Genomic DNA, 23,669 nt, shown 5'->3' with positions numbered 1-23,669 from the left:
ACGGCGCCCGGGCTAACATCGTCGGCACCTCATTGCCGACAAGAGGCACGTGTGAGCACGGCCCACGACGATCTCGACGCATGGAAACGGCAGCGCACCGTCGCACTCGCGCTGGAGCTGGCCGATAGCGGCCGCTACGAGAATTTCGCCGACATCGCCTACGCGCTCCAATTCGAGCATGGAATCGCGACGGCGCAGGCGCTCATCGACCATCCGGAGATGCGCCGCCAGTTGAACGAGCGATGCGCCGACGCCCGCGAGGCGCTGCTTCCGCAAGTGCCGGAAGAACCGCAGGCGCCCGAACTCCCGGAATCGCTCCCGGCGCAGCCCGCCACGCCGTCGTTCCTCGGCCGCGCCGCCGCCGTGCTCAGGCGAGCGGGCGCGAGCACGGCCAAGCCCGTCGGGACTGGCGACCTCAATTCCGCCGCTTCCTGACTCCTGGTGGCACGAATCAGCCGCCACAGTGGCCGCAACGCCGGGGAAATGGCGGATTTGCACGAGAAAGCCACGCCTCAAAACCATTAAACTTGAAGAAGTTGAACCAGAAGCCCGGACCGTGCGCGCACGCTCCGGTGTTTGAACTTTGAGGAGGGATGTTCGTGGCTAACGAAAAGATGCTGGCGCAGATGGCAGAGAAGCAGGGTTTCATCGCCGCTCTTGATCAAAGCGGCGGTTCGACGCCCGGCGCGCTGCGCCAATACGGAATTGCGGACGACGCCTACAACGGCGACGCCGAAATGTTCAAGCTGATGCACGATATGCGCGTTCGCATCATGACCGCGCCCGCCTTCACGGGCGACAAGGTGATCGGCGCGATTCTGTTCGAACGCACGATGGACGGCGAAGCCGAAGGCAAGCCGGTGCCCACGTTCCTGTGGGAAGACCGCGGCGTCGTGCCGTTTCTGAAGGTCGATAAGGGTCTCGAAGCCGAAGCCGACGGCGTGCAGATGATGAAGCCCATTCCCGGCCTCGACGAGCTGCTCCAGCGCGCGGCGAAGCTCGGCGTGTTCGGCACGAAGATGCGCTCGGTCGTCCATCAGGCGAACGAGAAGGGCATCGCGGCGCTCGTGCAGCAGCAGTTCGAAGTGGGCGCGCAGATCATCGCGCAGGGTCTCGTGCCGATTCTCGAACCGGAAGTGTCGATCAAGAGCCCGGACAAGAAGGGCGCCGAAAAGATTCTGCGCGACGAGTTGCTGAAGGGCCTGGACGCGCTGCCGGAATCGAGCAACGTCATGATCAAGCTCACCATTCCGGACGAAGCCGATTTTTACCGGCCGCTGATCGGGCATCCGCGCGTCGTGCGCGTCGTCGCACTGTCGGGCGGCTACTCGCGCACCGACGCATGCAAGCGCCTCGCCGAGAACCACGGCATGATTGCAAGCTTCTCGCGCGCGCTGATCAACGAGCTGAAGAAGTCGATGAGCGACAGCGAATTCAACGCGACGCTCGCGGAATCCATCGACGAAATCTACGAGGCGTCGGTACAGAAGGTCTGAGCATCGACCGATTGCTTGAACGAAACGCGCCCCTTCGCGGGCGCGTTTTTCATGGCGGACGCCGTGTGCAATCCGTCGGATTATTTACTGGGGTTTGCCGTCGTTGTGCCGGTTTTGGTCGGTCCCTATACTCAACATATGGGACACGAGCTGCGAGACGTTTTGGCTGTCGTCAGCTTGCGGTCGTCACTTGTCACGGCACCGCGTGCCGAACCATTACCGACGCCCTCATCATGAACGACCTTGCCTGGACTCTGTTCTTTTTGGTGTCCTCATTATCAGCCGTCGCGCTGCTTTCCTGCACGATCACGGCCTATCTAGACCTGTGGCAGCTTCATGAGCAGGAACGGCGCGACGAGGAACCCGCTCGCTTGCGCGTTTTGCGCTCAACATGGTTCTTCTATGCAAGCGCATGCGCCTGTCTCGTGTCGGTGGCGGGTCTGCTTTACGTGACGTGAACACTTAGGCGTGGCCGCGAAGGAAGCGTCACAGCGGAAAGCCGCCCGCGAACGCCTCGCGCAGATAGCCGATGAATAGCGCGACGGCGCGCGGCACATGTGTTGCATAGGGCCGAACCACGTAGAGCTGATCCGCGAACGCGCCCACGGGACGCCACTCGGGCAACAGCACGACGAGCTTGCCCGCCTGCACCGCCGCTTGCGCCGTGAAGTCGGGCAATAGCGCGATGCCGAGATCGTCGAGCGCCGCATCGCGCAGCAATTCGCTGTTGTTCGCCGAGAACGCGCCGTTGACCGCGAGCGTGAACGGCCCCGCCGTCGTCTTGCGCGCGCCCTTGCGCACGAACGACCAGATGCTCGCGGCCTGCGTGCGCGGATAGTACAGGCAGTCGTGAACGGCGAGATCGGCGGGCGTGGCGGGCGTGCCGCGCCGCCGCAAGTACGCCCGCGTCGCGACGATGACCGAATGCGTATCGCACAGCTTCCATGCGACGTGCGTCTCCGGCGCCTGCGCGCTGTGGCGGATGGCAAGATCGAAGCCTTCGGTCGCAATCGACGTCAGCCGGTCCGACGCCTCCAATTGGACGCGCACTTCCGGATGCGCGTGCAGAAAACCCGCGAGCTTCGGCACGATCTGCTGCCGCGCGAAAGCCACCGGCGCCGTCATACGAATAAGGCCGCGCGCCACGCCCGCCATCTCCCGCACGCTTGAAAAGCTCGTCGCGATTTGCGCGTATTGCGCGCGCGTGTCGTCGACGAGCCGCCTGCCCGCTTCCGTGAAGCGCACGCTGCGCGTCGTGCGCGTGACGAGCGGCACGCCCGCTGCGCGCTCCAGTTCCGCGATGCGCTGGCTCATCGCCGCCTTGCTGACGCCGAGCCGCGCCGCGGCCGCCGTGTAACTGCCTTGCTCCGCGAGCACTGTGAGCCAGTGCAGATGCGTCCAGAGCGCCTCGATCTTTTGCTCGTCCATGCGCGGATTGTTTGCGGTTGTGAACAACGATTTCAATCATAACGTCTTTGCACGGCGTGAATCGCTTCCTAAACTGATGAAATTGCCGAAACGTTCGAGACTAGGAGACGAAATGCAAGCCTTCAACGATACCGCCGATGTCGTCCACTACATTCACGGGGAGCGCGTGAGCGGCTCAGGCGCTCGCTCGCAGCCCATCTTCAACCCCGCCACGGGCGAGCGCCCGCGCAAGCTCGTGCTGGGCGAAGCGGCGGACGTGGAAGCGGCGGTGCAAAGCGCGAAGGCCGCGTTTCCGGCGTGGCGCGACACGCCGCCTCTGCGCCGAGCGCGCATCATGCTGCGTTTTCTGGAACTGATGAATCAGCACCGCGACGAACTCGCCGCGATCATCACGGCCGAGCACGGCAAAGTCTTCACGGATGCGCAGGGCGAAGTGACGCGCGGCATCGAAGTGATCGAATTCGCGTGCGGCATTCCGCAATTGCTGAAGGGCGACTTTACCGAACAGGTCTCCACGGGCATGGACAACTGGACGATGCGCCAGCCGCTGGGCATCGTCGCGGGCATCACGCCGTTCAACTTTCCGTGCATGGTGCCGTGCTGGATGTTCCCGGTCGCCATTGCAACGGGCAACGCGTTCATCCTGAAGCCGAGCGAGCGCGACCCGTCGGCGTCGCTCTTCATGGCGAATCTGCTGAAGAAAGCGGGTTTGCCCGATGGCATCTTCAACGTCGTGCAGGGCGACAAGGTCGTCGTCGATGCGCTGCTCGAGCATCCCGATGTGCGCGCGATCAGCTTCGTCGGCTCGACGCCTATCGCGAACTACATCTATGAAACGGGCGCGAAGCACGGCAAGCGCGTGCAGGCGCTCGGCGGCGCGAAGAACCATATGGTCGTGATGCCGGACGCCGATATCGATCAGGCCGTCGATGCGCTGATCGGCGCAGCGTACGGCTCCGCGGGCGAACGCTGCATGGCGATTTCCGTCGCCGTGCTGGTAGGCGACGTCGCCGACAAAATCGTGCCGCGCCTCGCCGAACGCGCGCGTCAGCTTGTCGTGAAGAACGGCATGGAACTGGACGCCGAAATGGGCCCGATCGTCACGCGTGCGGCGCTGGAGCGCATCGAGGGCTACATCGCGATGGGCGTGGACGAAGGCGCGCAACTCGTCGTCGATGGGCGCGGCCTGAAAGTGCCGGGCCACGAAGACGGCTTCTTCACGGGCGGCACGCTGTTCGATCACGTGAAGCCGGAAATGCGCATCTACAAGGAAGAGATCTTCGGACCGGTGCTCGCGTGCGTGCGCGCCAAGGACTTCAGCGAAGCCGTGGATCTCGTCAACGCACACGAGTTCGGCAACGGGGTCGCGTGCTATACACGCGATGGACACATCGCCCGCGAATTCGGCCGGCGCATCGAAGTGGGCATGGTGGGCATCAACGTGCCGATTCCGGTGCCGATGGCATGGCACGGCTTCGGCGGCTGGAAGCGTTCGCTCTTCGGCGACACCCACGCTTACGGCGAGGAAGGTGTGCGCTTCTATACCAAGCAGAAGTCGATCATGCAGCGTTGGCCCGAAAGCACCGAAAAAGGCGCGGAATTCGTGATGCCGACCGCGAAGTAATCCATGAGTGCATGAACCTCACGCCCGCTGACTCCTCGGATTCAGCGGGCGTTATGCTTTGGGCGTGCGGGTTGACCGCGTGAGAGGACATTCACATGACTCAGCAGACCAGACACAACACGTTGTTGCCCTTGCTCGGCATCACGCAGCCCATCATCCAGGCGCCGATGGCAGGCGTCAGCACGCCCGCGCTCGCGGCGGCCGTATCGAATGCGGGCGGGCTCGGCTCGCTCGGCGTCGGCGCGATGAACGGAGAAGGCGCGCGCAAGGTGATCCGCGAAACGCGTGCGCTGACGGACAAGCCGTTCAATATCAACGTGTTCTGTCATCGCCCCGCGCGAGCGAACGATGCCGTCGAGAAGGCATGGATCGACTGGCTCGCGCCGCTCTTCGCGCAGTACGACGCGAAGCCGCCCGCAAAGCTGAGCGAGATCTATACGAGCTTCGTCGTCGATGAAGCCATGCTAAACGTGTTCGTCGAAGAGAGGCCGGCCGTCGTCAGCTTTCATTTCGGACTGCCATCGAAAGCGTACATCGATGCGTTGCGCCGGGCCGGCATCACGCTGATGGCCGCCGCAACCAACCTGCACGAAGCGGAACAAGTGGCCGACGCGGGCATGGATGCGATCATCGCGCAGGGCATCGAAGCAGGCGGGCATCGCGGCGTCTTCGATACGGAAGCCGACGACGAACGTATCGGCACCTTCGCGCTCACGCGCCTGATCGCGCGCACGCTCGACCTGCCCGTGATCGCGGCGGGCGGCATCATGGATGGTGCGGGCATTGCGGCGGCGCTTGCGCTCGGCGCGCAGGCGGCGCAGATGGGCACGGCCTTCGTGCCTTGCACGGAGACGTCGATCGACGCGGGTTTTCGCCGCGCAATCCTGAGCGATGCCGCGAACCGCACGACGCTCACCGCTGCCATTTCCGGTCGGGCCGCGCGCGGCATCGTCAACAAGTTCACCGAACTGGGCCGCAGCGCTGGCGCGCCGGCGATCCCGGATTATCCGATTACCTATGACGCAGGCAAGGCGCTGCACGCGGCGGCCAAGGCGAAGGGCGAGTTCGGCTACGGCGCGCAGTGGGCCGGACAAGCGGCGACGCTCGCACGCGAGCTGCCGGCTGCGGAACTCATGGCGCAACTCGTCGCTGAACTGGAAGAGAGCATCGGCGGGCTGCAGCAGTACGCACAAGCTTTGCGCATGACGTCGATGCTGTAAAGCAAAGTCGAAACGCTTCGTTGGTCGGGCGGTTGCGAGATGCTTCAATGTTTTCTCGCAGCCGAAACCAAGATCAACGGAGCCCACGATGTCCGATACTGCCTCGCTCACCGCCGAGTCTCACAGCGACGCCGCCCGCCAGCCCGCCACGTCACACGAACCGTTCCAGGTGCGCCCGATAGGTGGGCGCATCGGCGCGGAAGTGCGCGGCGTGACGCTATCCGCCGATCTCGACGATGCGGCCATCGGCGAGATCAACGCGGCGCTGCTTCAGCATAAGGTACTGTTCTTCCGCGGCCAGTCGCATCTCGACGACGCCGCGCAGGAAGCCTTCGCCGCGCGCTTCGGCGAGACGGTCGCGCATCCGACGGTGCCGTCGCTCGCAAGCGGCAGCCGCCTGCTCGAACTCGACTCGAAGCACGGCGCGCGAGCGAACTCGTGGCATACCGACGTCACGTTCGTCGATGCTTACCCAAAGATTTCGATTCTTCGCGGCGTGGTGATTCCACCCGCTGGCGGCGACACCGTGTGGGCCAACACGGCCGCCGCCTACCAGCATTTGCCGCAAGCCTTGCGCGATCTCGCCGACGGCTTGTGGGCGCTGCATTCGAACGCCTACGACTACGCGGCTGCGCGCAACACGCCGGACACGGAAGCGGACCGCGAGTACCGCCAGCAGTTCACCTCCACGCTGTACGAGACCGAGCATCCGGTGGTGCGCGTGCATCCCGAGACGGGCGAGCGCACGCTCGTGCTCGGCCACTTCGTGCAGCGTTTCACCGGCTTGTCGCAGCGGGATTCCGACCGGCTGCTCGCCATCTTTCACGATCACATCACGCGTCTTGAGAACACCGTGCGCTGGCGCTGGACGCAGGGCGACGTCGCCATCTGGGACAACCGCGCGACACAGCACTATGCGGTGAACGATTACGGCGACGCGCATCGCGTGGTACGGCGCGCGACCGTGCACGGCGATGTCCCCGTGGGCATCGACGGACGCACGAGCCGCATCGTCAAGCGGGAAACCCGCACGCACTGATCTTTGCCGACGCCCCTTCACTCCAGCAATCAAGCGATGAAATCGAGCAGAACCTTTTGCCTCATCACACGCAATCTGATCGCGTTGTTCGGCGCGGCGCTTCTGTGCTCCGCGCACGCGGCGGAGCCGGACGTGGTGCGCATCGGCGTCGCGCAACAAGGCGCAGGCGATCCGCCGACATTCGGCGGATCGCCTGCCGCGACCGCGCAATTGCAGCATCGCGTGGAAGGTGCGCTGAAGCCCGAGCATGTCAATGTGCAGTGGATCTTCTTCAAGGGCGCGGGCCCCGCCGTGAACGAAGCGCTCGCGAACAAGCAGATCGACTTCGCGTATCAGGGCGATCTGCCTTCCGTGCTCGGACGCGCCAACGGGCTCAAGACGCACTTGTTGTTGGCATCAAACGTGCGCGCCGGCGTCTATCTGGCGGTGCCGCCGGATTCGGACATCAAGGGCGTGAAAGACCTCAAAGGAAAGCGCGTTGGAATATTTCGGGGTACGAATCTACAGCTCGTGGCCGACAACGTGCTCAAGGAAAACGGACTGACCGAGCGCGATCTTCGCGTCATCAACCTCGATACGGCGGCGGCGCAAGCGGCGCTCGCATCGAAGGGTGTGGATGCGGTGTTCCTCGACTATTCGCTGTTCAAGCTGCAACGTCAGGGGCTGGCGAAGATCGTCTATGCATCGCGCGACGGCGGTTTGCAGCTCACGCGGCAGGCGCATTTGCTGGTGCTCGACGACTTCGAGCGCGCGCATCCCGATACGGTGCAGAAAGTGGTGACGTCGGTGGTGCAGGCGGCGCAATGGTCGTCGGATGAAGCGAACCGAAGCGCGCTGTTCGCGCTGTGGGCGAAAAGCGGCGTGCCGGCCGAATCGTGGCAAGCGGAGTATGCGAGCCAGCCGTTGAAGGACCGCATGTCGCCGCTCATCGATCCGTTTCTCGTCGCGCGCTATCAGGCTGTTGCCGACGATGCGCTTCGCCTGAATCTGATTCGTCAGCCCGTCAGCGTCAACGGATGGTTCGAGCCGAAATATCTGGATCAGGCCATCAAGTCGCTGAAACTCGATGGCTACTGGCCGCGCTTCGACGCGTCCGGCAAGCCGCAGGCGTGACGCGCTCAACTCATCACGGAGAATCGGCGAATGGCGAACACACTGTCTCGCGCGCTGCCAACGACTGACCGCGCCCGCACGCGTGCGTCCGGCATGCAGGCGTTGCACGCGGTCGGTTGGACCGCGCTTCCCTGGCTTTTGCCCGTTCTCTGCGCGTTGCTATGGGTGGTCGGTTCGCGCTACGGATGGATTTCCGCGCAAGTCTTGCCGCCGCCCGCGCTGGTCTTCGAAACGCTCGGCGCGCTGGCGACAAGCGGCGAATTGTGGACGCATCTGGCCGCGAGCCTCTCGCGCGTGGCCGTCGGGTTCTTCGGCGGCGTGGCGCTGGGCGTGTTGCTGGGCGCGGCGCTCGGGCTGTCGCGTTCGCTCGAAGCGTATGTGCTGCCGAGCTTCAATGCGATCGTGCAGGTGCCCGTGCTCGGATGGCTGCCGTTTCTGATGATCGTGGTCGGCATCGGCGAGCCGTTGAAGTATCTGCTGATCGGCCATGCGGCGCTCGTGCCGGTCACGCTCAGCACGTTGCAGGGCTTTCGCAATACGCCGCCCGCGTTGCGCGAAGTGGCGTCCGTGTATCGCTACTCGCGCTGGCAGACCATTCTTCACGTCACGCTGCCCGCCGCCATTCCGATGATCTGCACCGGCCTGCGCCTCGCGTTCACCAAGGCCTGGCTCACGCTCGTCGTGGTGGAACTCGTGGCGTCGTCGGAAGGGCTTGGTTATCTGATCGTGTACGGCCGCCAGCTCTTCCAGCTCGATCTCGTGCTGGCTTCGGTGCTGATCGTGGGCGCGATCGGTTTCATCGCGGACCGTTCGCTCGGCGCGCTGGAGCGCAAGCTCGATCGCGCGAAGGCAGCTTGAGGAGCCGACATGTCGACACTGGAACTCGAAGCCGGACGTCTAAACAAGCGGCGCGCAACGGGGCCGCAACGCTGGCGCGGCTTCGTGCTGCCTCTCGCGGCGCTCGCGCTCTGGTGGCTCGCGTCGCGTCATGCAGTGCCGGGCCACGGCGTGATGGTCTCGCCTGCGCAGGTGCTTCATACCGCGCTTGAGCAGGCGCGCAGCGGCGCGCTAGCGCGGGCCTTGTCGGCATCGCTTGCACGCGAATTGACGGGCTTTGCCATCGGCACCACGCTCGGCCTCGCTTTGGGCGCGCTGCTCGGCATCTCACGGCTTGCGAATCGCGCGATTGCGCCGAGCTTCGACACGTTCAAGCAAGTGTCGTTGTTCGCGTGGATTCCGCTGATTTCCGTGTGGTTCGGCTTAGGCGACGTCGCGAAAGTCGTGTTTCTCTCGCTCGCCGCGCTGGTGCCGGTCGTCGTGCATACGAGCGACGGCATTCGCGCAGTGCCGTCGCAATGGGCAGAAGTCGCGCGCACGTTCGGCTACAGCCGGCTGCAAATGCTCGTGCATGTGGTGTTGCCCGCCGCGTTGCCGTCCATTTTCACGGGCGTTTATCTCGCGCTCATCTATTCGTGGCTCGCCACGCTCGGCGCGGAGTATTTGCTGGTGGCGGGCAGCGGCATCGGCAATACGCTCGTGGACGGCAGCGAGCAGTTCCGCATGGATCTCGTCGTGTTCGGCGTGATCGTGGTCGGGATAACGGGGTGGGCGCTCAATGCGCTCGCACGCGCGATTCAGCGCCGATGGTTCGATGCATCGCGCTACGTCTGAGGAGAACAACCCCATGTCAACGATAACTACGCACGACGGCAGCCTCGCCTTGCGGCACGTGAGCAAGCGTTTCGCAGGCGACGATACCGCGCCCGTGCTCGACCGCGTCGACCTGAGCGTGCGAAGCGGCGAGTTCGTGAGCATCGTAGGCGCCAGCGGATGCGGAAAATCGACGCTCTTGCGGCTCGTCGCGGGCCTCGACAGTGCATTCGAAGGCGAGATCGACTTCGACGGCGCACGCGTCGTATCGACGGACCTTTCGCGCGGCATCGTGTTTCAGGACCATCGGCTGTTCCCGTGGCTCGATGTCGAACAGAACGTGGCGGTGGCGCTGCGCAATGCGCGCTTGTCGAAGGGCGAGAAGGCGCGGGCGGTGGCCGAGCACATTGCGCTCGTCGGACTTTCCGGGTATGAGCGGCACTATCCGCATCAATTGTCGGGCGGCATGGCGCAGCGCGTGGCCATTGCGCGCGGCCTCGTCAACCGGCCGCGCCTCTTGCTGCTCGACGAACCCTTCGGCGCGCTCGATGCGCTCACGCGTGCGCGCATGCAGGACGAGCTTCAGCGCATCTGGGCCGCCGAGCGCATCACCATGGTCCTCGTCACGCACGATGTCGAGGAAGCGGTGCTGCTCGCGGATCGCGTCGTCGTGATGCAGGCGCGTCCGGGGCGTATGGCCGACGTCATCGACGTGAATGTGCCGCGTCCGCGCCCGCGCACCGATGCGCGGCTCGCGCGGCTGAAGGACGATATCGTTGCCGGGTTCTTTTCCGAAGCCTGAGCTTACGGCTCCGTGGCCGAAGCCGAAGCCGGAGCAGGCGCTTCGCTCGCGGCCACGACAGGCGACGCGGGAAGCAGCGGCGGTACGGCAGGGAAGATCGGCGGCTGCGGCGGCTCTTCCGTCACCTCGGCCACCGGTTCGGGAGGCGCGCGCTTCACGCGAGCGGGCTTTTGCGCAGCCGTCTGCGCGGGCCTCGCGGCACCCGGCGCAGGCTTCTTCGTGAACGTTTCGTCGATCCACACGCGCAGCCGCGTGACGAAGGTCTGCCACGCGCTCGGCGGCGCCTGCGTGTCGAAGCGCGCGCGCGAGTCGATCAAATGCGAGCGCAGCGCGCGCTGCACGAAGTCGCCGACCATCGGCAAGGCGCTATGCGCGCCCTGGCCCCAGTAGTCGCTGCGCAGCGTCACGCGGCTGTCGTTGAAGCCGACCCACGCGCCCGCCACGAGTTGCGGATGCATCAGAATGAACCAGCCGTCCGCATTGTCCTGCGTCGTGCCCGTCTTTCCGGCGACATCGCCGCGAATGCCGAAGCGCGTGCGAATAGCCGTGCCCGTGCCGCGATTCACCACATCACGCATGACGTCGACGAGCTTGTGCGTCGCATCGACCGACACCGCGCGCTCAGGTTTGCTTTCGAACTGCGCGAGCACATCGCCTTTGCGGTTCTCGATGCGTGTGACAAGCAGCGGCTCGATGTAATTCCCGTTATCGGCGATGGTGCCGTACGCCGAGACCATCTCCTTCAGCGTCACCGGACTCGTGCCGAGCGCGAGCGACGGCACCACGTCCAGATGACTCTCACGCACGCCCATGTCCCGGGCGAGCCGGGCGACGCGCGCGGGGCCGACCGACTGCATCAGTTGCGCGGTGATGCGGTTCTTTGAGAACGCGATGCCGTCGCGCAGGCTAACCGGACGGCCGCTCGGCGGGGCTTCGTCGGTGGGATGCCACGTCTCGTTGCCCTTCACCGGTATAGTCACGTCCTGGTCGATGAACGTGTCTGTCGGCATCGCGCCGCGCTCGAACGCCGCGCCATAGACGAAGGGCTTGAACGTGGAGCCCGGCTGACGGCGCGCCTGTTGCACGTGATCGAACGGGTCCTGCGCGAAGTCGCGGCTGCCGACCCACGCCTTGATCTGGCCGTTGCGCGGATCGAGCGCGAGGAACGCGGCCTGCACGCGCGTCTTGTTCTCGCAGACATTGCGCATGAACGCGCGATCCGCCATCAGACGCTTGAGGGCGTCCGCGTCGGTCGCGCCGGTATCGCGGGCAGCGCGGTATTCGCTCGTCTCGCGCACGAACGCGCGCGCCAAGTCCGCGTCCGTATTCGCGCAGCCGCCGTGTGCGCCCCATGCGGTGTTGGCAATCGACTGCAACTGATTGCCCTGCCACGTGAGCGCCTGCGTGGCCATCGACTGAAGACGCGAATCGATGGTCGTGCGCACGACGAGCCCATCGGAATAGATATTGAAGTCGTGGTCGTCCGCCCATGCGATCAGCCACTTGCGCAATTGCTGCGCGAAATGCGGCGCGCGTCCCGGCTCTTCCGTCTGCCGCTCGAAGTCGATGCGCAGCGGCCGCTTCGTGAGCGCGTCGAGCTTCGCGGGCGGAAGATGCCCGAAGCGCACCATTTGCCCGAGCACGATATTGCGGCGGTCCAGCGCGCGCTCGGGATTGATCACCGGGTTGTAATAGCTGTTGCCCTTCAGCATGCCGATGAGTGTCGCGCTTTCGAGCACGTCGAGCTGACCCGCCGACTTGCCGAAGTACGTGCGCGCGGCCATTTCGATGCCGTAAGCGTTGTAGAGAAACGGCACGGTGTTCAGATACGTTTCGAGAATCTCGTCCTTCGAATAGACGGCTTCGATCTTGAACGCGGTGATCGCTTCCTTGAGCTTGCGCGTGAGCGTCTGCGACCGGCCGATATCATCGGGGTACAGATTCCGCGCGAGTTGCTGCGTGAGCGTCGATCCGCCTTGCCGATTGCCGGAGAACGTGTGCAGCGCCGCCGATGCCGTGCGCCGCCAGTCGATGCCGTGATGGGCGTAAAAGCGCCGGTCTTCTGTCGAGATGAGCGCGTCGATGACGTACGGCGAAACCTGCTTCACGCTCACCCATTCGCGATGCGTCGGCTTGAATTCGGCGAGCAGTTTGCCATCGGCGGAAAGAATCTGCGCGGGCTGATCCACCTTCGCCTTGCGAATATCGCTGATGCCGGGCGTGAACGGAATCAGCACGAGCACATACAGGATGAAAAGCGCCGGCAGCAGCAGAAGCGTGCGCGGCCGGACATGCGGACGCAGCCGGGCCGCGAGACGGGTGAGCATCGCGCGGGCGATGACGTTGAATTCGGACGCAATCAAGACGGAACGGCGGGGCGCGGCGTGGAAAAGACGAATCGTAACGCATCTTTACAATGCGCTTGCCGCCGTTCGAACGCTCAGGCTTTGCGCACGAATTCCGATTTCAGGCTCATCGCGCCGAAGCCGTCGATCTTGCAGTCGATATCGTGGTCGCTGTCCACGAGGCGAATGTTCTTGACCTTCGTGCCCATCTTGATGACGCCGCCGGACCCTTTCAGCTTCAGGTCCTTGATGACCGTGACGGTATCGCCGTCGTTCAGCACGTTGCCCGCTGCATCGCGATAGACCTTCGCGGATGCTTCGGCGGTCGCGTCTGCGTTTGCGGTCCATTCGTGCGCGCACTCCGGGCAGACGTAGGCGTCGCAATCCGCGTAGGTCAATTCGGAATGGCATTGCGGGCAAGGGGGAAATGCGTTCATCGGGTGTCCTTCAGCCGTGCATGGCGCAAAAGCGCGCGAGTATAGCGCCGCGCACGGTCCCGGATTCCTAAGATCCCACGTGCGCTTACTGGCTGCTCGGAGTGGGTGTCAGCCGATGCGTATTCTTCGACGCCTTCGCCGCCGATGCCGCCGCGTCCGCCACGCCGGCCGCGCCCGAAGGGACATCCACCGGACGCGTCGTGACGCCCGCCGCCGACGGATACATGACCATCAGCGTGCGCAGCACGCCGTTGGTCCAGCCGAAGCCGTCCTGCAGCGGATATTCGCCGCCGCCCGCCGCGCTCGATCCCGCTTTTGCGTCGACATCGTATTTCTCGACGAGCTTGCCGGTGTGCTGATAGTACGCGACGTTGGTCTGAATCCAGCGTTCGGCGATCTGCCGCGCGAGCGTCGATTCGCCATAGCGACGCAGGCCCATGATCGCGAGATATTGCAGCGGCGCCCAGCCGTTCGGTTCGTCCCATTGCTGGCCGGAGCGCACGGTCGTGGTCGCGAGGCCGCCTGCGCGTAAGAGCTTTCCGCGAATCGTCGATGCCACCGCGCTCGCCTGTGCTTTCGTCGCGATGCCCGCGTAAAGCGGATACACCGTCGCCGCGCTCAAGCGATGCGTGAGCGTATGCGCGACGAAATCGTAGTCGCCGAACGCGTGCAGTTGCGGGTCCCAGAGATGGCCGCGGATCGCCTGCGCCCGCACGCGCGCGCGTCGCTCGAAGTCCTCGGCGTGCGTGGCGTCGCCCTTCACGCGATACGCGCGCGCGAGCGTCCGTTCGAGATCGTAGAGCAGGGCGTTGAGATCGACCGGCGCGAGCGACGTGACTTCGATCGTCGCGAGCGACTTGCCGTCCGAGAACCAGCGGGAACTGAAGTCCCAGCCGGTTTCACCGCCCGCACGCAGATTGCGCCACAGGTCTTCCGAATTGCGTTGCGGCATTTGCTTCGCCGTTTCCACGTCTTCGCGATATGACTCGTCGCGCGGCGTGGCACGGTCGTCCCAATAGCGATTCAGCAACGTGCCGTCCGAAAGACGCACGACATGCCGGTACGCTTCGCCCGGCGCGACCTTGTCCTCGCCGTCCATCCAGTACGCGTATTCGCGCGCGAGTTCGGGCAGATAGCGCAGGTACGCGCTGTCACCATCGGTTTCGGCGGCGAGCTGCACCATCTGCGCGAAAAACGGCGGCTGCGAGCGGCTCAGGTAATAGCTACGGTTGCCGTTCGGAATGTGGCCGTACCGGTCGATGAGCGTCGCGAAGTTGTCGAGTTCGTTCTTCATCAACTCGCGCTGGCCGCTTTGCCGCAGTCCGAGCATGATGAAGTACGAATCCCAGTAGTAGATTTCGTCGAAGCGATCTCCCGGCACGACATACGCATACGGCAGCGGCAACAGAGATGACCACGGGCTCGCGTTCGCATCCGGATTGCGGCGCAGAACGGTCCACAGCGTGTCGATATGCTGCGTCACGCTTTCGTTGGGGTCGGACGTGTAGCCCTTGGTTTCGCGCTGCGGCAGCGTGAAGTGCGAACCGACGAAGCGCGCCAGATCGAGCGGCTGTGTGCGGTTCGCATAGTCGATCATGACCTGCTGCGGCGAAACGTTCGGCGTCATATCGGCGAACGTCTTGCTGTCGGGGTAGAGATGCGCGAGCTGCACCTCGCGATACAGCTCGCCGTAAAGCTCGGACGGCGGCAGCGGCGATGAGGCCTGCGCGCTTGCCGCAACCGGCGCAGAAGCAGCTTGCGGGTCGGATTGAACCTGCGTTTGAGCTTGCGTCGCCGTCGCAAAGGCGGCGGCGCTGGCCGCGATCAGCAATGCGCGTGTAAGCGCGTTAAAGCGTGTTGAAGGATGATGCGCTCGATACATTCGATTCTCCGCGTAATGCCGAAAGCACAGGGTTCAAGACCGAACCGCTGTCGCAAGATGCATTCCGCAGAGCAATCGAATGCGTTGTCAGGAAGTCGTGCTCGACGCCTGTTGCCAGCCGAGGCCGAGACTCTTCTGCAGCGAGACGAAATCCTTCAGCAACTCGGCGCGGGCCGCGACCACGTCCTGCTGCGCGGCGAATTGCGTGCGCTGCGCGTCGAGCAGGTCGATCAACGTCGAAACACCCGCCGTGTAGCGCTGACGCACGAGCGTAGCCGACCGCTCGGACGACGCCTGCACCTCCTGCAACCGCACGACATGCTCGCGCTGATTGCCGTAGCGCGAAAGCGCCGAATTCGCGTCCTTCAGCGCGGCGAGCACGGTCTTGCCGTAGCGCGCTTCGGCTTCGTCACGCGATGCCTTCGCTGCATCGACGCTCGCGGCCGTGCGGCCGAAATCGAGCACGTTCCATTGCAGATACGGTACGCCGACCCACGAGAAATTCTCTTTGCGGATCAGATGGCTCGGTTCTGACGCCGAGAAGCCGATGTCGCCCAGCAGCGAGACCTTCGGAAAATAGTCCGCGATATGCTCGCCGATCTGCGCGTTGCTCGATGCGAGCCGCCGCTCCGCCGCGCGAATGTCCGGACGCTGCTGCAGCATCGTCGCCGGGTCGCCGATAGACACCGATGCGGGCAGCGCGGGCAGCGGCGCGGGCTGCGCGAGTTCGGCATCGAGTGCGCCGGGCGCGCGGCCCGTCAGTACCGCGAGTTGATCGAGCGAATCGGTGATCTGCACTTGCAGCGGCACGAGCGTCGCGCGCGTCGTATTGACCTGCGTGTTGAGGCGCTCGACATCGACTTCGGCCGCCGTGCCGCGTGCGCGGCGCTGCTCGGTCAATGTGAGCATCTGCTGCTGATAGTCGGCGGTGCGCTGCGCGAGCGCGAGGCGCTCCTGCTCGTCGCGCAAGTCGATATAGGCGGAGGCGACTTCGGCGGCCAGCGAGACCTGCGTATCGGCGAGATCGGCCTGCACGGCTTCCGCTTCGCCCGATGCCGCCTCGATTGCCCGGCGCGTGCCGCCGAAGAGGTCGATTTCCCACGATGCATCGAAGCCGACGGTGTAGAAGTCGAGCGGGCCACGGCCGCCCGAGCTTTCCGATCCGCCGAGGATGGCCGTGTCAGGCGAGCGCATGCGCAACGCCGCTGCCGACGCCGAAGCCTTCGGCAATGCGTTGGCGCGTTCCCCGCGCAATTGCGAGCGCGCCTGGCGCAAACGCGCCTGCGCCATTTTCAGGTCGAGATTGCCGGCGAGCGCGGCGTCGATCAACGCGTCGAGCTGCGGGTCGTTCAGCGAGCGCCACCATGACGCAGGCGCATGGGTGGCGAGCACGCCTTGCGAGGGCGCGCGCACGAACGTGCCGCTTTGCACCGATTGCGTGGCGACATCCGGCGCGCCGTGATAGTCGGGTCCGACGGTGCAGGCCGCGAGCGCGAGCGCCGCGAGCGGCAGCAGGCGAGTGAAACGAATGTGAGAACGGGACATCGTGTGAGAGTTCATTGCTTCAGTGTCCGGCAGACGGCGCTTCGCCGGGTTTGAGCGACGGCGTCTTCAGCAGCATGGCGAGCGGCAGGCACGCGAGCAGCGCAATAGCGAGCACATAGAACGTTTCGGAGTACGTCATGACGACCGCTTGCTGGCCGATCTGCATCGACAGTTGCCCGAGCGCCTGCAACTTCGCATGTGCCATATCGCCGGTCTGCGCGAAGAAGCTCGCCGCGCTGCCGGCCATGCGCTCCTGGCCGATAACCGAATTCGCCGTCACGGATTCGCGGATGGCGGCCGAGTGGAAATCGTTACGCCGGTCGATCACCGTGCCGAGAATGGCGAGCCCGACCGAGCCGCCGAGATTGCGCGCCATGTTGTAGAGCCCGGCGGCATCGCCCGATTCTTCGCGCGACACGGCGGCCATCGACGCCTGATTGAGCGGCATCATCGCGAGCATCTGGCCGAAGCCGCGCAGAATCTGCGACCAGAAGAAGTCATGTCCGACGCTTTGCGCGGTCAGCGAAATGTCAAGCAGGCAACTGCCGGCGAAGCAGAGCAGCCCCGAAATCACGAGCACGCGCGAGTCCACCTTGCCGAGCAGACGCGGCAGCACGGGCATGATGAGAAAAGCGGGCACGCCCGAAATGAGCATGATGGAACCGGATTGCAGCGCGTTGTAACCCGCGACGATGCTCAGGAACTGCGGCAGCAGAAACGACACGCAATAGAGGCCCGCGCCGACGGCGAAGACGATCAGAATGACGCTCGCGTAGCGCACATTGCGCAGCAGCGAGAGCCGCACAATCGGGCGCTTCGCGACCACTTGCGACACGGCGATGAGCACCATGCCGAATGCGGCGACGCACGAGAGCATCACGATCTCGCTCGATTCGAACCACTGGTTGCGCTGGCCTTCTTCGAGCACCACGGTAAGCGAACTGAGACCGATGGCGAGTCCCGCAATGCCGATCCAGTCGGCCTTGAAGAACGCGTCCCACTGAGGCTGCTCGGAGGGCAAGCCGGAAAGCAAGAGCGCGACCAGCGCAACGCCCACCGGCAAGTTGAGAAAGAAACACCACGACCACGAGATGTTCTCCGCGAGCCAGCCGCCGACCACCGGACCCATGAGTGGCCCGAGCAGCACGATAAGACCGAAGATGGTCATGCCCACCGGCATCTGCTCGCGCGGCAGCCGCGTGCGGATGATGGTCTGCGCCGTGGGAATCATCGCGCCGCCGGTGAAGCCTTGGCCGATGCGGCCGGCGACCATCATCGGCAGCGAATGCGAGAGGCCGCACATGGCGGAGAACAGCGTGAACAGCACCGCGTTACCGAGGAGGAAGTTGCGCAAGCCGAAGACGCGCGTGAGCCACGCGGCGAGCGGAATCATCACGATTTCCGACATCAGGTAGCCGGTGGAAATCCACGTGCCTTCGGTGCCGGTCGCGCCGATTTCGCCCTGGATCTGCGGCAGCGCGGAGTTCGTGATGGAGATGTCGAGCGTGGCCATCAGCGCGCCGAGCGCGCCGGCGGTCACGGCGATCCAGTCGGTCGCGCTCGCGCGTGCCGGCGTGTTCGCGCTTGCGTCAGTCATGTCGATTCTCGGCTGCGATGCGCTTGCTGTCATCGGTGGCCGATTTCGTATCGACGTCGACGGTCACGGACAGCCCCGGCAGCAGCACCTGACGCGTCTGCGGCCCCGTGTCGATGCGAATGCGCACCGGCACGCGCTGCACGATCTTCGTGAAGTTGCCGGTGGCGTTCTCCGGCGGCAGGAGCGCGAACTGCGCGCCGGTGCCGGGCGAGAAGCTCTCGACGACGCCGTGCAGATCAGTGCCTTTGAGCGCATCGACATGCAGCGTCGCCGGCTGCCCGATGCGCATGCGCCCAACCTGCGTTTCCTTGAAGTTGGCTTCGAGATACACGCTCTGGACCGGCACGACCGTCATCAGCCGCGTACCCGGCTGCACGTACTGGCCTACACGCACGGTGCGGTCGCCGACGCGCCCGGCGAGCGGGCTGTAAAGCGTGGTGTCGTTGAGATCCAGCTTCGACTGATTCAACTGTGCCTGTGCGGCTTCCATCTGCGCGCGCGCCTGCACGATCTGCGCTTGCGTCGCGCCGATCTGCGTGGCCGCCGAGCGCGCCGCGGCGAGATTCGCGGCAAGCGTGGCGCGCGCCTGATCGCGCGTGCTCACGAGGCTCGCGAGCCGCTCCGCCGTTTCCGCGCCGGTGGCGACGAGCGGCTGGTAGCGGCGCACGTCGTCTTCCGCATGCGCCAAGCTCACGCGCGATACCTCGGCTTGCGCCTTCGCCTGATCCGCGTTGGCCTGCTGCTGCTTCAGTTCCGCTTCGGCGCGCTGGATGTCGGCGGCGCGGGCATCGAGCGTGGCCTTGGCTTGATCGAGCGATGCCTGATATTGCCGCGTATCGAGCCGCGCGAGCGGTGCGCCGGCGGCGACCGCCTGATTGTCCGCGACGAGCACATCGGTCACGTAACCCGCCACCTTCGGCGCGATGGTCACGCTGTCCGCCTGAAGATAGGCGTCGTCCGTGCTTTCGATGAAGCGGCCGACGGTCCACCAGCGCAGTCCCCAAACCAGACCCGCGATGACCGCCACGATGCCGACGATGATCAGCAGGCGTCGACGCGACGGTTTGCGCTTGGCCGCTTCTTCAGTAGCCCCGTTCGACTCGCCGCCTTGACTAGGCGCAGGCGCTGTAACTGCCATGATTTCTCCAACCTCGGTGTGGCCGCGCGCGAGGCGGCCGTAATGATTGCGAAGCAGAAGGGCGCGCAGCGACTCGATGCAATCGGGCGCGGCGCGCTCGCCAAACTAGACGGCATCGTCTAGTATGCACGAATATAGACGAAGGCGTCTAGTTTCATTCGACGATAGGAGACACGATGACGAAGCCCCACGAACACGAACCGGACGCGCACGAACGCGCCAGCAGCGCCCGTTCGCCGTTGCAGGCGCGCGGTCGCGCGCGCATCGAAACGGTGCTCGACGCGACGGCCGCGCTGATCGTGGAAAAAGGTCTTGCCGGCGTGACCATGCACGGCGTGGCACGCAGTGCGCAGACGCCGATCGGCTCGATGTATCACTTCTTTCCGGACCGTGAAAGCCTCTTGAGCGCGCTGTGGGACCGTCATAAAGCGGCCATGGGCGAGATCGACGACGCGCTCGATCAGATCGATAACGAAACATGGCGCACGCTGTCGTCGGAGGCGGTCATCGACCGGATCATGACGCCTTACATCACGTATCTGGAGCAGAACCCGGACTGCCTCATCCTGATGTCCGTCATGCCGCATGACGACAAGACGAAGCGCGAGCCGGGCACGCTCAGGAAAGTACTCGACGTGCGCATGGCAAACGTGAAGCCCGCGGAACGCGCGCTTTACGTCGACATGTTGCGCGCACTGGCAAGCGGCGCGCTCGCCATCAAGCTGCGGCCCGCCATGGGCGACGTGCAACTCGCGAAACGCTATCTGCGCGAGGTCAAGCGGGCGCTAGCGGCCTATCTTGCAGTGGTCGAGGCGTCCGTGTCGGGCTGACAATCTTCGTATTTCAGCGCGCTTTCAGTGCGCTTTTCGCGAGCACGCTGTCGGCATTCGTTCAGGGTTTACGACGAACAAACAACGCTCGTCCTATTCACTAAGGCATCCTATCTTGTAGGCAGCGATCGGTTCCAGTGCTTCACTCGTGTCGTTAAATCGTGAATAGGTCGGGAGAATCGCCATGCGCATGATCGCGTCTTACTCGTTGGCCGCCGGAATTTCCATTGCACTCGTGTCGCCGCTCGCTCACGCATACGGCAACGACGACTATCCTTCCGGACGCTGCCTGCTTCCGCAAGGAACCGTCTCCCTGGTCGAGAATCAGCTCGCCAGAGTCGTGAACCTGCGCGACGGCAACGGCGGCATCTTCAGCCCGAACCGGATGTGGGCCGCCGTCGTGGATCGGGAAGGGCATCTGTGTTCTGTCATCAAGACGGGCGATGCCTGGCCCGGCAGCCGCGCTATCGCAATCGCCAAGGCATACACGGCGAACGGCTTTTCCAACGATGCCCTCGCGCTTTCCACCGCGAATCTCTATGCGGCCACGCAGCCGGGCGGCTCGCTGTACGGCCTCAACAACTCGAATCCGTTCGATGCGCGCTTCCTGGAACAAGGCAGCGGCATCGGCCGGACGCTCGGCGGCGTGATCACGTTCGGCGGCGGCGTGGCGCTCTACGCGGGCGGAAAGGTGATCGGCGGTCTAGGCGTGAGCGGCGACAGCGCCTGCGCGGATCACGCCATCGCGTACCGTATGCGCAAGCTCGCCGGGCTCGGCAGCGTGCCGCGAGGACAAGGCCCGAACAACACCGACAACATCATTTACTCGACGGGCGCCTCGCCGATGGGATTCGAGCATCCCCATTGCTTCCCGACCGATCTGAGCCCCGCCGCCATCGAGTCCGCGCCCTGAAGCGCATCACCTAACGGGTGGTTCGGAACAACTGGCCACGCGCCGGTAAAATACGAGCCTTGCCCGCCATCTGGCCGTGTCGCGCGTGACCCGCGCGGCGCGGCATCGCCATCGGGCATTCGCCCCACGAAGGCCAGCATTTCGTCCCACACGCGGCCCGCGACCCATGCCGCGCGCAGTCCCCGTTCGAGGCCCGCAAGCCGTGACGCTTCTGCGTGCTTTTGCATGTCACGCACCGCTTGCCGCGCTCGACGTTCGCTCCGAACACCCACGCCACGACATTCGAGGACCGCATCACATGCTTGCCCGCATTACCCGTCTCTTTCCGCTTTGGGCTGTGCTCGCTTCCATCGCCGCTTACTGCTCGCCAGCATCGGTCACCGGCATTGCGCCGCACGTGACGACGCTGCTCACCATCATCATGCTGTCGATGGGCGTGACGCTCTCCATCGACGATTTCCGGCGCGTCTTCACGCGTCCCGCGCCGGTCGTCGCCGGCATTGTCCTGCATTATCTCGTGATGCCGCTCGCCGCATGGGTGATCGCCAAGGCGTTGCGCATGCCGCCAGATCTCACCGCGGGCATGGTGCTCGTCGGCAGCGTGGCAAGCGGCACGGCGTCGAACGTGATGATCTATCTGGCGCGCGGCGACGTCGCGCTCTCGGTCACGATCAGCGCGCTTTCGACGCTCGTCGGCGTATTCGCGACGCCGCTGCTCACGCGTCTTTATGTCGATGCGTCCATCGCGGTCGATGTTCACGGCATGCTGATGAGCATCTTGCAGATCGTCGCGCTGCCGATTGTCGTCGGGTTGATCGTGAATCATCTGTTCGGCAAGTTCGTGCGAAAGATCGAATGGCTGCTTCCGCTCGTCTCGATGGTGTCGATCCTGCTGATCATCGCGGCTGTCGTCGGCGGCACGCAGAAAAGCATTGCGTCGGTCGGCGTGGTCGTCGCGCTCGGCGTGGTGCTGCATAACGGCATCGGCTTGCTGGGCGGCTACTGGGGCGGGCGTCTGCTCGGCTTCGACGAAGCCGTTTGCCGGACGCTTGCCATCGAAGTCGGCATGCAGAACTCGGGCCTCGCCGCGACGCTCGGCAAGCTCTATTTCACGCCGATCGCCGCGCTGCCCGGCGCGCTGTTTTCCGTGTGGCACAACCTCTCGGGCTCGATGCTCGCGGGCCACTGGGCGGGGCGCCCGGCGAAAGGATCGACCCGCGATGCGGACGCAGGACGCGCCGCCGCGAACCGCAGCGGTGCGTGACGGCGCTGACCGCCTCGGCTTCTTCACTTCCCGCCTCACTCCACTTCAACCGGCGGGTGCCTCGTCGTGGCACCCGCCCCTTCGTTGCCTTCATGATGCCTGCTCACCCCGACGGCACCTTCGTTGCCGCCCGCCCGGCGAACTCGCCGCGCTTCCTGCTGTTTCTCGTGTGCCTTTTCGCATCGGCCGGGCAGCTTGCTATCGACATCTACGTGCCTGCGCTGCCCGCGATGGCGCGCTATTTCGCGACGTCGCCTCAAGCAATTCAGTCGAGCGTTTCCGGCTACATGGCGGCCTACGCGCTCGGGCAACTGACGCTCGGACCCGTGGCCGATGCGTATGGGCGCAAGCGCGTGCTGGCTTTCGGGCTAGTCGTCTTCACGCTCGGCTGTCTGCTGTCGCTCGCGGCGACGAACCTTGAAACGTTCCTCATCGCGCGCTGTCTGCAAGGCTTCGGCATCGCGGCGACGAATCTGCTGGCGAAGGCCATCATCACCGATTCGTTCTCGGGCCATGCGTTGATGCACGCGTTCACGTATATGTCGATTGCGTGGGGACTCGCGCCGATTGTCGCGCCCGTGATCGGTGCGCATTTGCAGACCCTGTTCGGCTGGAAGGCGTGCCTCGTTTTCCTGCTCGTCTATTCCATCGTGATGTGGGTGCTCGTCTGGCGGTATCGCGAGACCTTGCGGCGGCCCGTGCGGCTCGAGCCGCGCACGCTGATGGCCAACGCCGGCAAGGTGCTGGCAAGTCCGGTGTTCCAGAGTTGCTTTCTCGCGCAGGGTCTGTGCTACAGCATCCTGCTCGTGTTCAACATCGTCGGGCCGTTCATGGTGCAGAACACGCTGCACAAGCCGCCCACGTATTTCGGCTATCTCGCGCTCGGCATCGGCATGATGTACTTTCTCGGCGGGCTGTCGAACCGCGTGCATGGCGCGCGTCTGCCGAGCGCGGAAGCGCGGCTGCGTATCGGCTCATGGACGATGGCGGCATCGTCGGTCGTCATGCTGGTACTCGCGTTGAGCGTCGGCCTTCGAATCTGGACACTCGCATTGCCCGTACTCGTGATGGGCTTCTGCGCGGGCGCGATGTATCCGACGCTGATGGCGAAGGGCAATTCGCTGTTTCCGCACATCGCGGGTCTGACGAGCGCGATCCTCGGCTGCGCGCTGTTGCTCGTGTCTTCGGCGATGATGGGACTCGCGGGTTTCGTCTCGGTGCACGTGCTGGCCCCGCTTGCCGCGTTCTTCGTGCTCGTGGGCGTCACCGTCGTGTGGATGGTGGGCAAGCTCTTGCGATACCTGGAAGGGCAGGCGAGCGTCTAGTGATCGATTGCGATAGTCGGA

The 23,669-nt window shown here is 64.7% G+C and carries 21 protein-coding genes; 14 read left to right on the top strand and 7 right to left on the bottom strand.

Going from position 1 to position 23,669, the window contains the following annotated elements; genetic code table 11:
* Positions 1–51 precede the first annotated feature (51 nt).
* The 3 genes from P9239_RS21590 to P9239_RS21580 all read left to right on the top strand — a co-directional run bounded on the left by P9239_RS21590 (position 52) and on the right by P9239_RS21580 (position 1,954).
* Complete coding sequence (locus tag P9239_RS21590) at positions 52–435, top strand: hypothetical protein (protein ID WP_309754665.1); 384 nt, start codon at positions 52–54, stop codon at positions 433–435.
* A gap of 164 nt (positions 436–599) precedes the next feature.
* Positions 600–1,496 carry a fructose bisphosphate aldolase gene (locus P9239_RS21585; protein ID WP_309754664.1) on the top strand — a complete coding sequence of 299 codons (897 nt, stop codon included), beginning with the start codon at positions 600–602 and terminating at the stop codon, positions 1,494–1,496.
* 233 nt (positions 1,497–1,729) lie between these two features.
* Positions 1,730–1,954 (top strand): hypothetical protein, encoded by a 225-nt coding sequence (locus P9239_RS21580; RefSeq protein ID WP_309754662.1) that lies wholly within the window; start codon positions 1,730–1,732, stop codon positions 1,952–1,954.
* 28 nt (positions 1,955–1,982) lie between these two features.
* Here P9239_RS21580 and P9239_RS21575 read toward each other — a convergent pair whose 3' ends face one another.
* A complete protein-coding gene (locus P9239_RS21575) occupies positions 1,983–2,924 on the bottom strand; it encodes a LysR family transcriptional regulator (protein ID WP_309754660.1) in 942 nt (313 codons plus the stop codon).
* A 112-nt stretch (positions 2,925–3,036) separates the two neighbouring features.
* Between P9239_RS21575 and P9239_RS21570 the strand changes: the two genes are divergently transcribed.
* From P9239_RS21570 to P9239_RS21540, 7 genes are all read left to right on the top strand, one after another.
* Positions 3,037–4,548, top strand: coding sequence for a CoA-acylating methylmalonate-semialdehyde dehydrogenase (locus tag P9239_RS21570; RefSeq protein ID WP_309754658.1), 1,512 nt, complete (start codon positions 3,037–3,039; stop codon positions 4,546–4,548).
* Positions 4,549–4,643: 95 nt separating this feature from the next.
* The gene (locus P9239_RS21565) at positions 4,644–5,768 is read left to right on the top strand and encodes a nitronate monooxygenase (RefSeq protein WP_309754656.1); all 1,125 of its coding nucleotides are present in this window, start codon (positions 4,644–4,646) and stop codon (positions 5,766–5,768) included.
* Positions 5,769–5,856: 88 nt separating this feature from the next.
* Complete coding sequence (locus tag P9239_RS21560; RefSeq protein ID WP_309754654.1) at positions 5,857–6,807, top strand: TauD/TfdA family dioxygenase; 951 nt, start codon at positions 5,857–5,859, stop codon at positions 6,805–6,807.
* Positions 6,808–6,843: 36 nt separating this feature from the next.
* A complete protein-coding gene (locus tag P9239_RS21555) occupies positions 6,844–7,920 on the top strand; it encodes an ABC transporter substrate-binding protein (protein WP_309754652.1) in 1,077 nt (358 codons plus the stop codon).
* A gap of 93 nt (positions 7,921–8,013) precedes the next feature.
* The gene (locus P9239_RS21550; RefSeq protein ID WP_404980127.1) at positions 8,014–8,778 is read left to right on the top strand and encodes an ABC transporter permease; all 765 of its coding nucleotides are present in this window, start codon (positions 8,014–8,016) and stop codon (positions 8,776–8,778) included.
* A gap of 9 nt (positions 8,779–8,787) precedes the next feature.
* Entirely contained in the window at positions 8,788–9,591 is an 804-nt protein-coding gene (locus tag P9239_RS21545) for an ABC transporter permease subunit (protein WP_309754649.1), read from the top strand.
* Between the two features lie 13 nt (positions 9,592–9,604).
* The gene (locus P9239_RS21540; RefSeq protein WP_309754647.1) at positions 9,605–10,372 is read left to right on the top strand and encodes an ABC transporter ATP-binding protein; all 768 of its coding nucleotides are present in this window, start codon (positions 9,605–9,607) and stop codon (positions 10,370–10,372) included.
* A 2-nt stretch (positions 10,373–10,374) separates the two neighbouring features.
* Here the strand turns inward: P9239_RS21540 and P9239_RS21535 are convergent, their stop codons facing one another.
* The 6 genes from P9239_RS21535 to P9239_RS21510 form a co-directional block, all read right to left on the bottom strand.
* Positions 10,375–12,699, bottom strand: coding sequence for a transglycosylase domain-containing protein (locus P9239_RS21535; RefSeq protein WP_309755549.1), 2,325 nt, complete (start codon positions 12,697–12,699; stop codon positions 10,375–10,377).
* Between the two features lie 113 nt (positions 12,700–12,812).
* Positions 12,813–13,154, bottom strand: coding sequence for a zinc ribbon domain-containing protein YjdM (locus P9239_RS21530; protein WP_309754645.1), 342 nt, complete (start codon positions 13,152–13,154; stop codon positions 12,813–12,815).
* A gap of 85 nt (positions 13,155–13,239) precedes the next feature.
* Positions 13,240–15,036 carry an alpha,alpha-trehalase TreF gene (gene treF / locus P9239_RS21525; protein WP_309754644.1) on the bottom strand — a complete coding sequence of 599 codons (1,797 nt, stop codon included), beginning with the start codon at positions 15,034–15,036 and terminating at the stop codon, positions 13,240–13,242.
* Between the two features lie 87 nt (positions 15,037–15,123).
* Entirely contained in the window at positions 15,124–16,581 is a 1,458-nt protein-coding gene (locus P9239_RS21520; protein ID WP_309754642.1) for an efflux transporter outer membrane subunit, read from the bottom strand.
* Positions 16,582–16,600: 19 nt separating this feature from the next.
* Positions 16,601–18,178, bottom strand: a complete 1,578-nt coding sequence (locus tag P9239_RS21515; RefSeq protein ID WP_309754641.1) for an MDR family MFS transporter — start codon at positions 18,176–18,178, stop codon at positions 16,601–16,603.
* Complete coding sequence (locus P9239_RS21510) at positions 18,171–19,316, bottom strand: HlyD family secretion protein (protein ID WP_309754639.1); 1,146 nt, start codon at positions 19,314–19,316, stop codon at positions 18,171–18,173. The genes P9239_RS21515 and P9239_RS21510 overlap by 8 nt, the downstream gene beginning before the upstream one ends.
* Positions 19,317–19,492: 176 nt before the next feature.
* Between P9239_RS21510 and P9239_RS21505 the strand changes: the two genes are divergently transcribed.
* The 4 genes from P9239_RS21505 (at position 19,493) to P9239_RS21490 (ending at position 23,648) form a co-directional block, all read left to right on the top strand.
* Complete coding sequence (locus P9239_RS21505) at positions 19,493–20,146, top strand: TetR/AcrR family transcriptional regulator (protein WP_309754637.1); 654 nt, start codon at positions 19,493–19,495, stop codon at positions 20,144–20,146.
* A gap of 184 nt (positions 20,147–20,330) precedes the next feature.
* Positions 20,331–21,059 carry a heme-binding protein gene (locus tag P9239_RS21500; RefSeq protein WP_309754635.1) on the top strand — a complete coding sequence of 243 codons (729 nt, stop codon included), beginning with the start codon at positions 20,331–20,333 and terminating at the stop codon, positions 21,057–21,059.
* Between the two features lie 298 nt (positions 21,060–21,357).
* Entirely contained in the window at positions 21,358–22,323 is a 966-nt protein-coding gene (locus P9239_RS21495; RefSeq protein ID WP_309754633.1) for a bile acid:sodium symporter family protein, read from the top strand.
* Between the two features lie 92 nt (positions 22,324–22,415).
* Entirely contained in the window at positions 22,416–23,648 is a 1,233-nt protein-coding gene (locus tag P9239_RS21490; RefSeq protein WP_309754631.1) for a multidrug effflux MFS transporter, read from the top strand.
* Positions 23,649–23,669 lie beyond the last annotated feature (21 nt).

It is taken from the genome of Caballeronia sp. LZ062 (genome assembly GCF_031450785.1).
In the GTDB taxonomy this organism is placed as follows: domain Bacteria; phylum Pseudomonadota; class Gammaproteobacteria; order Burkholderiales; family Burkholderiaceae; genus Caballeronia.
Note: the sequence above shows the minus strand (reverse complement) of the source record. Positions and strands in the feature narration are given on the sequence as shown.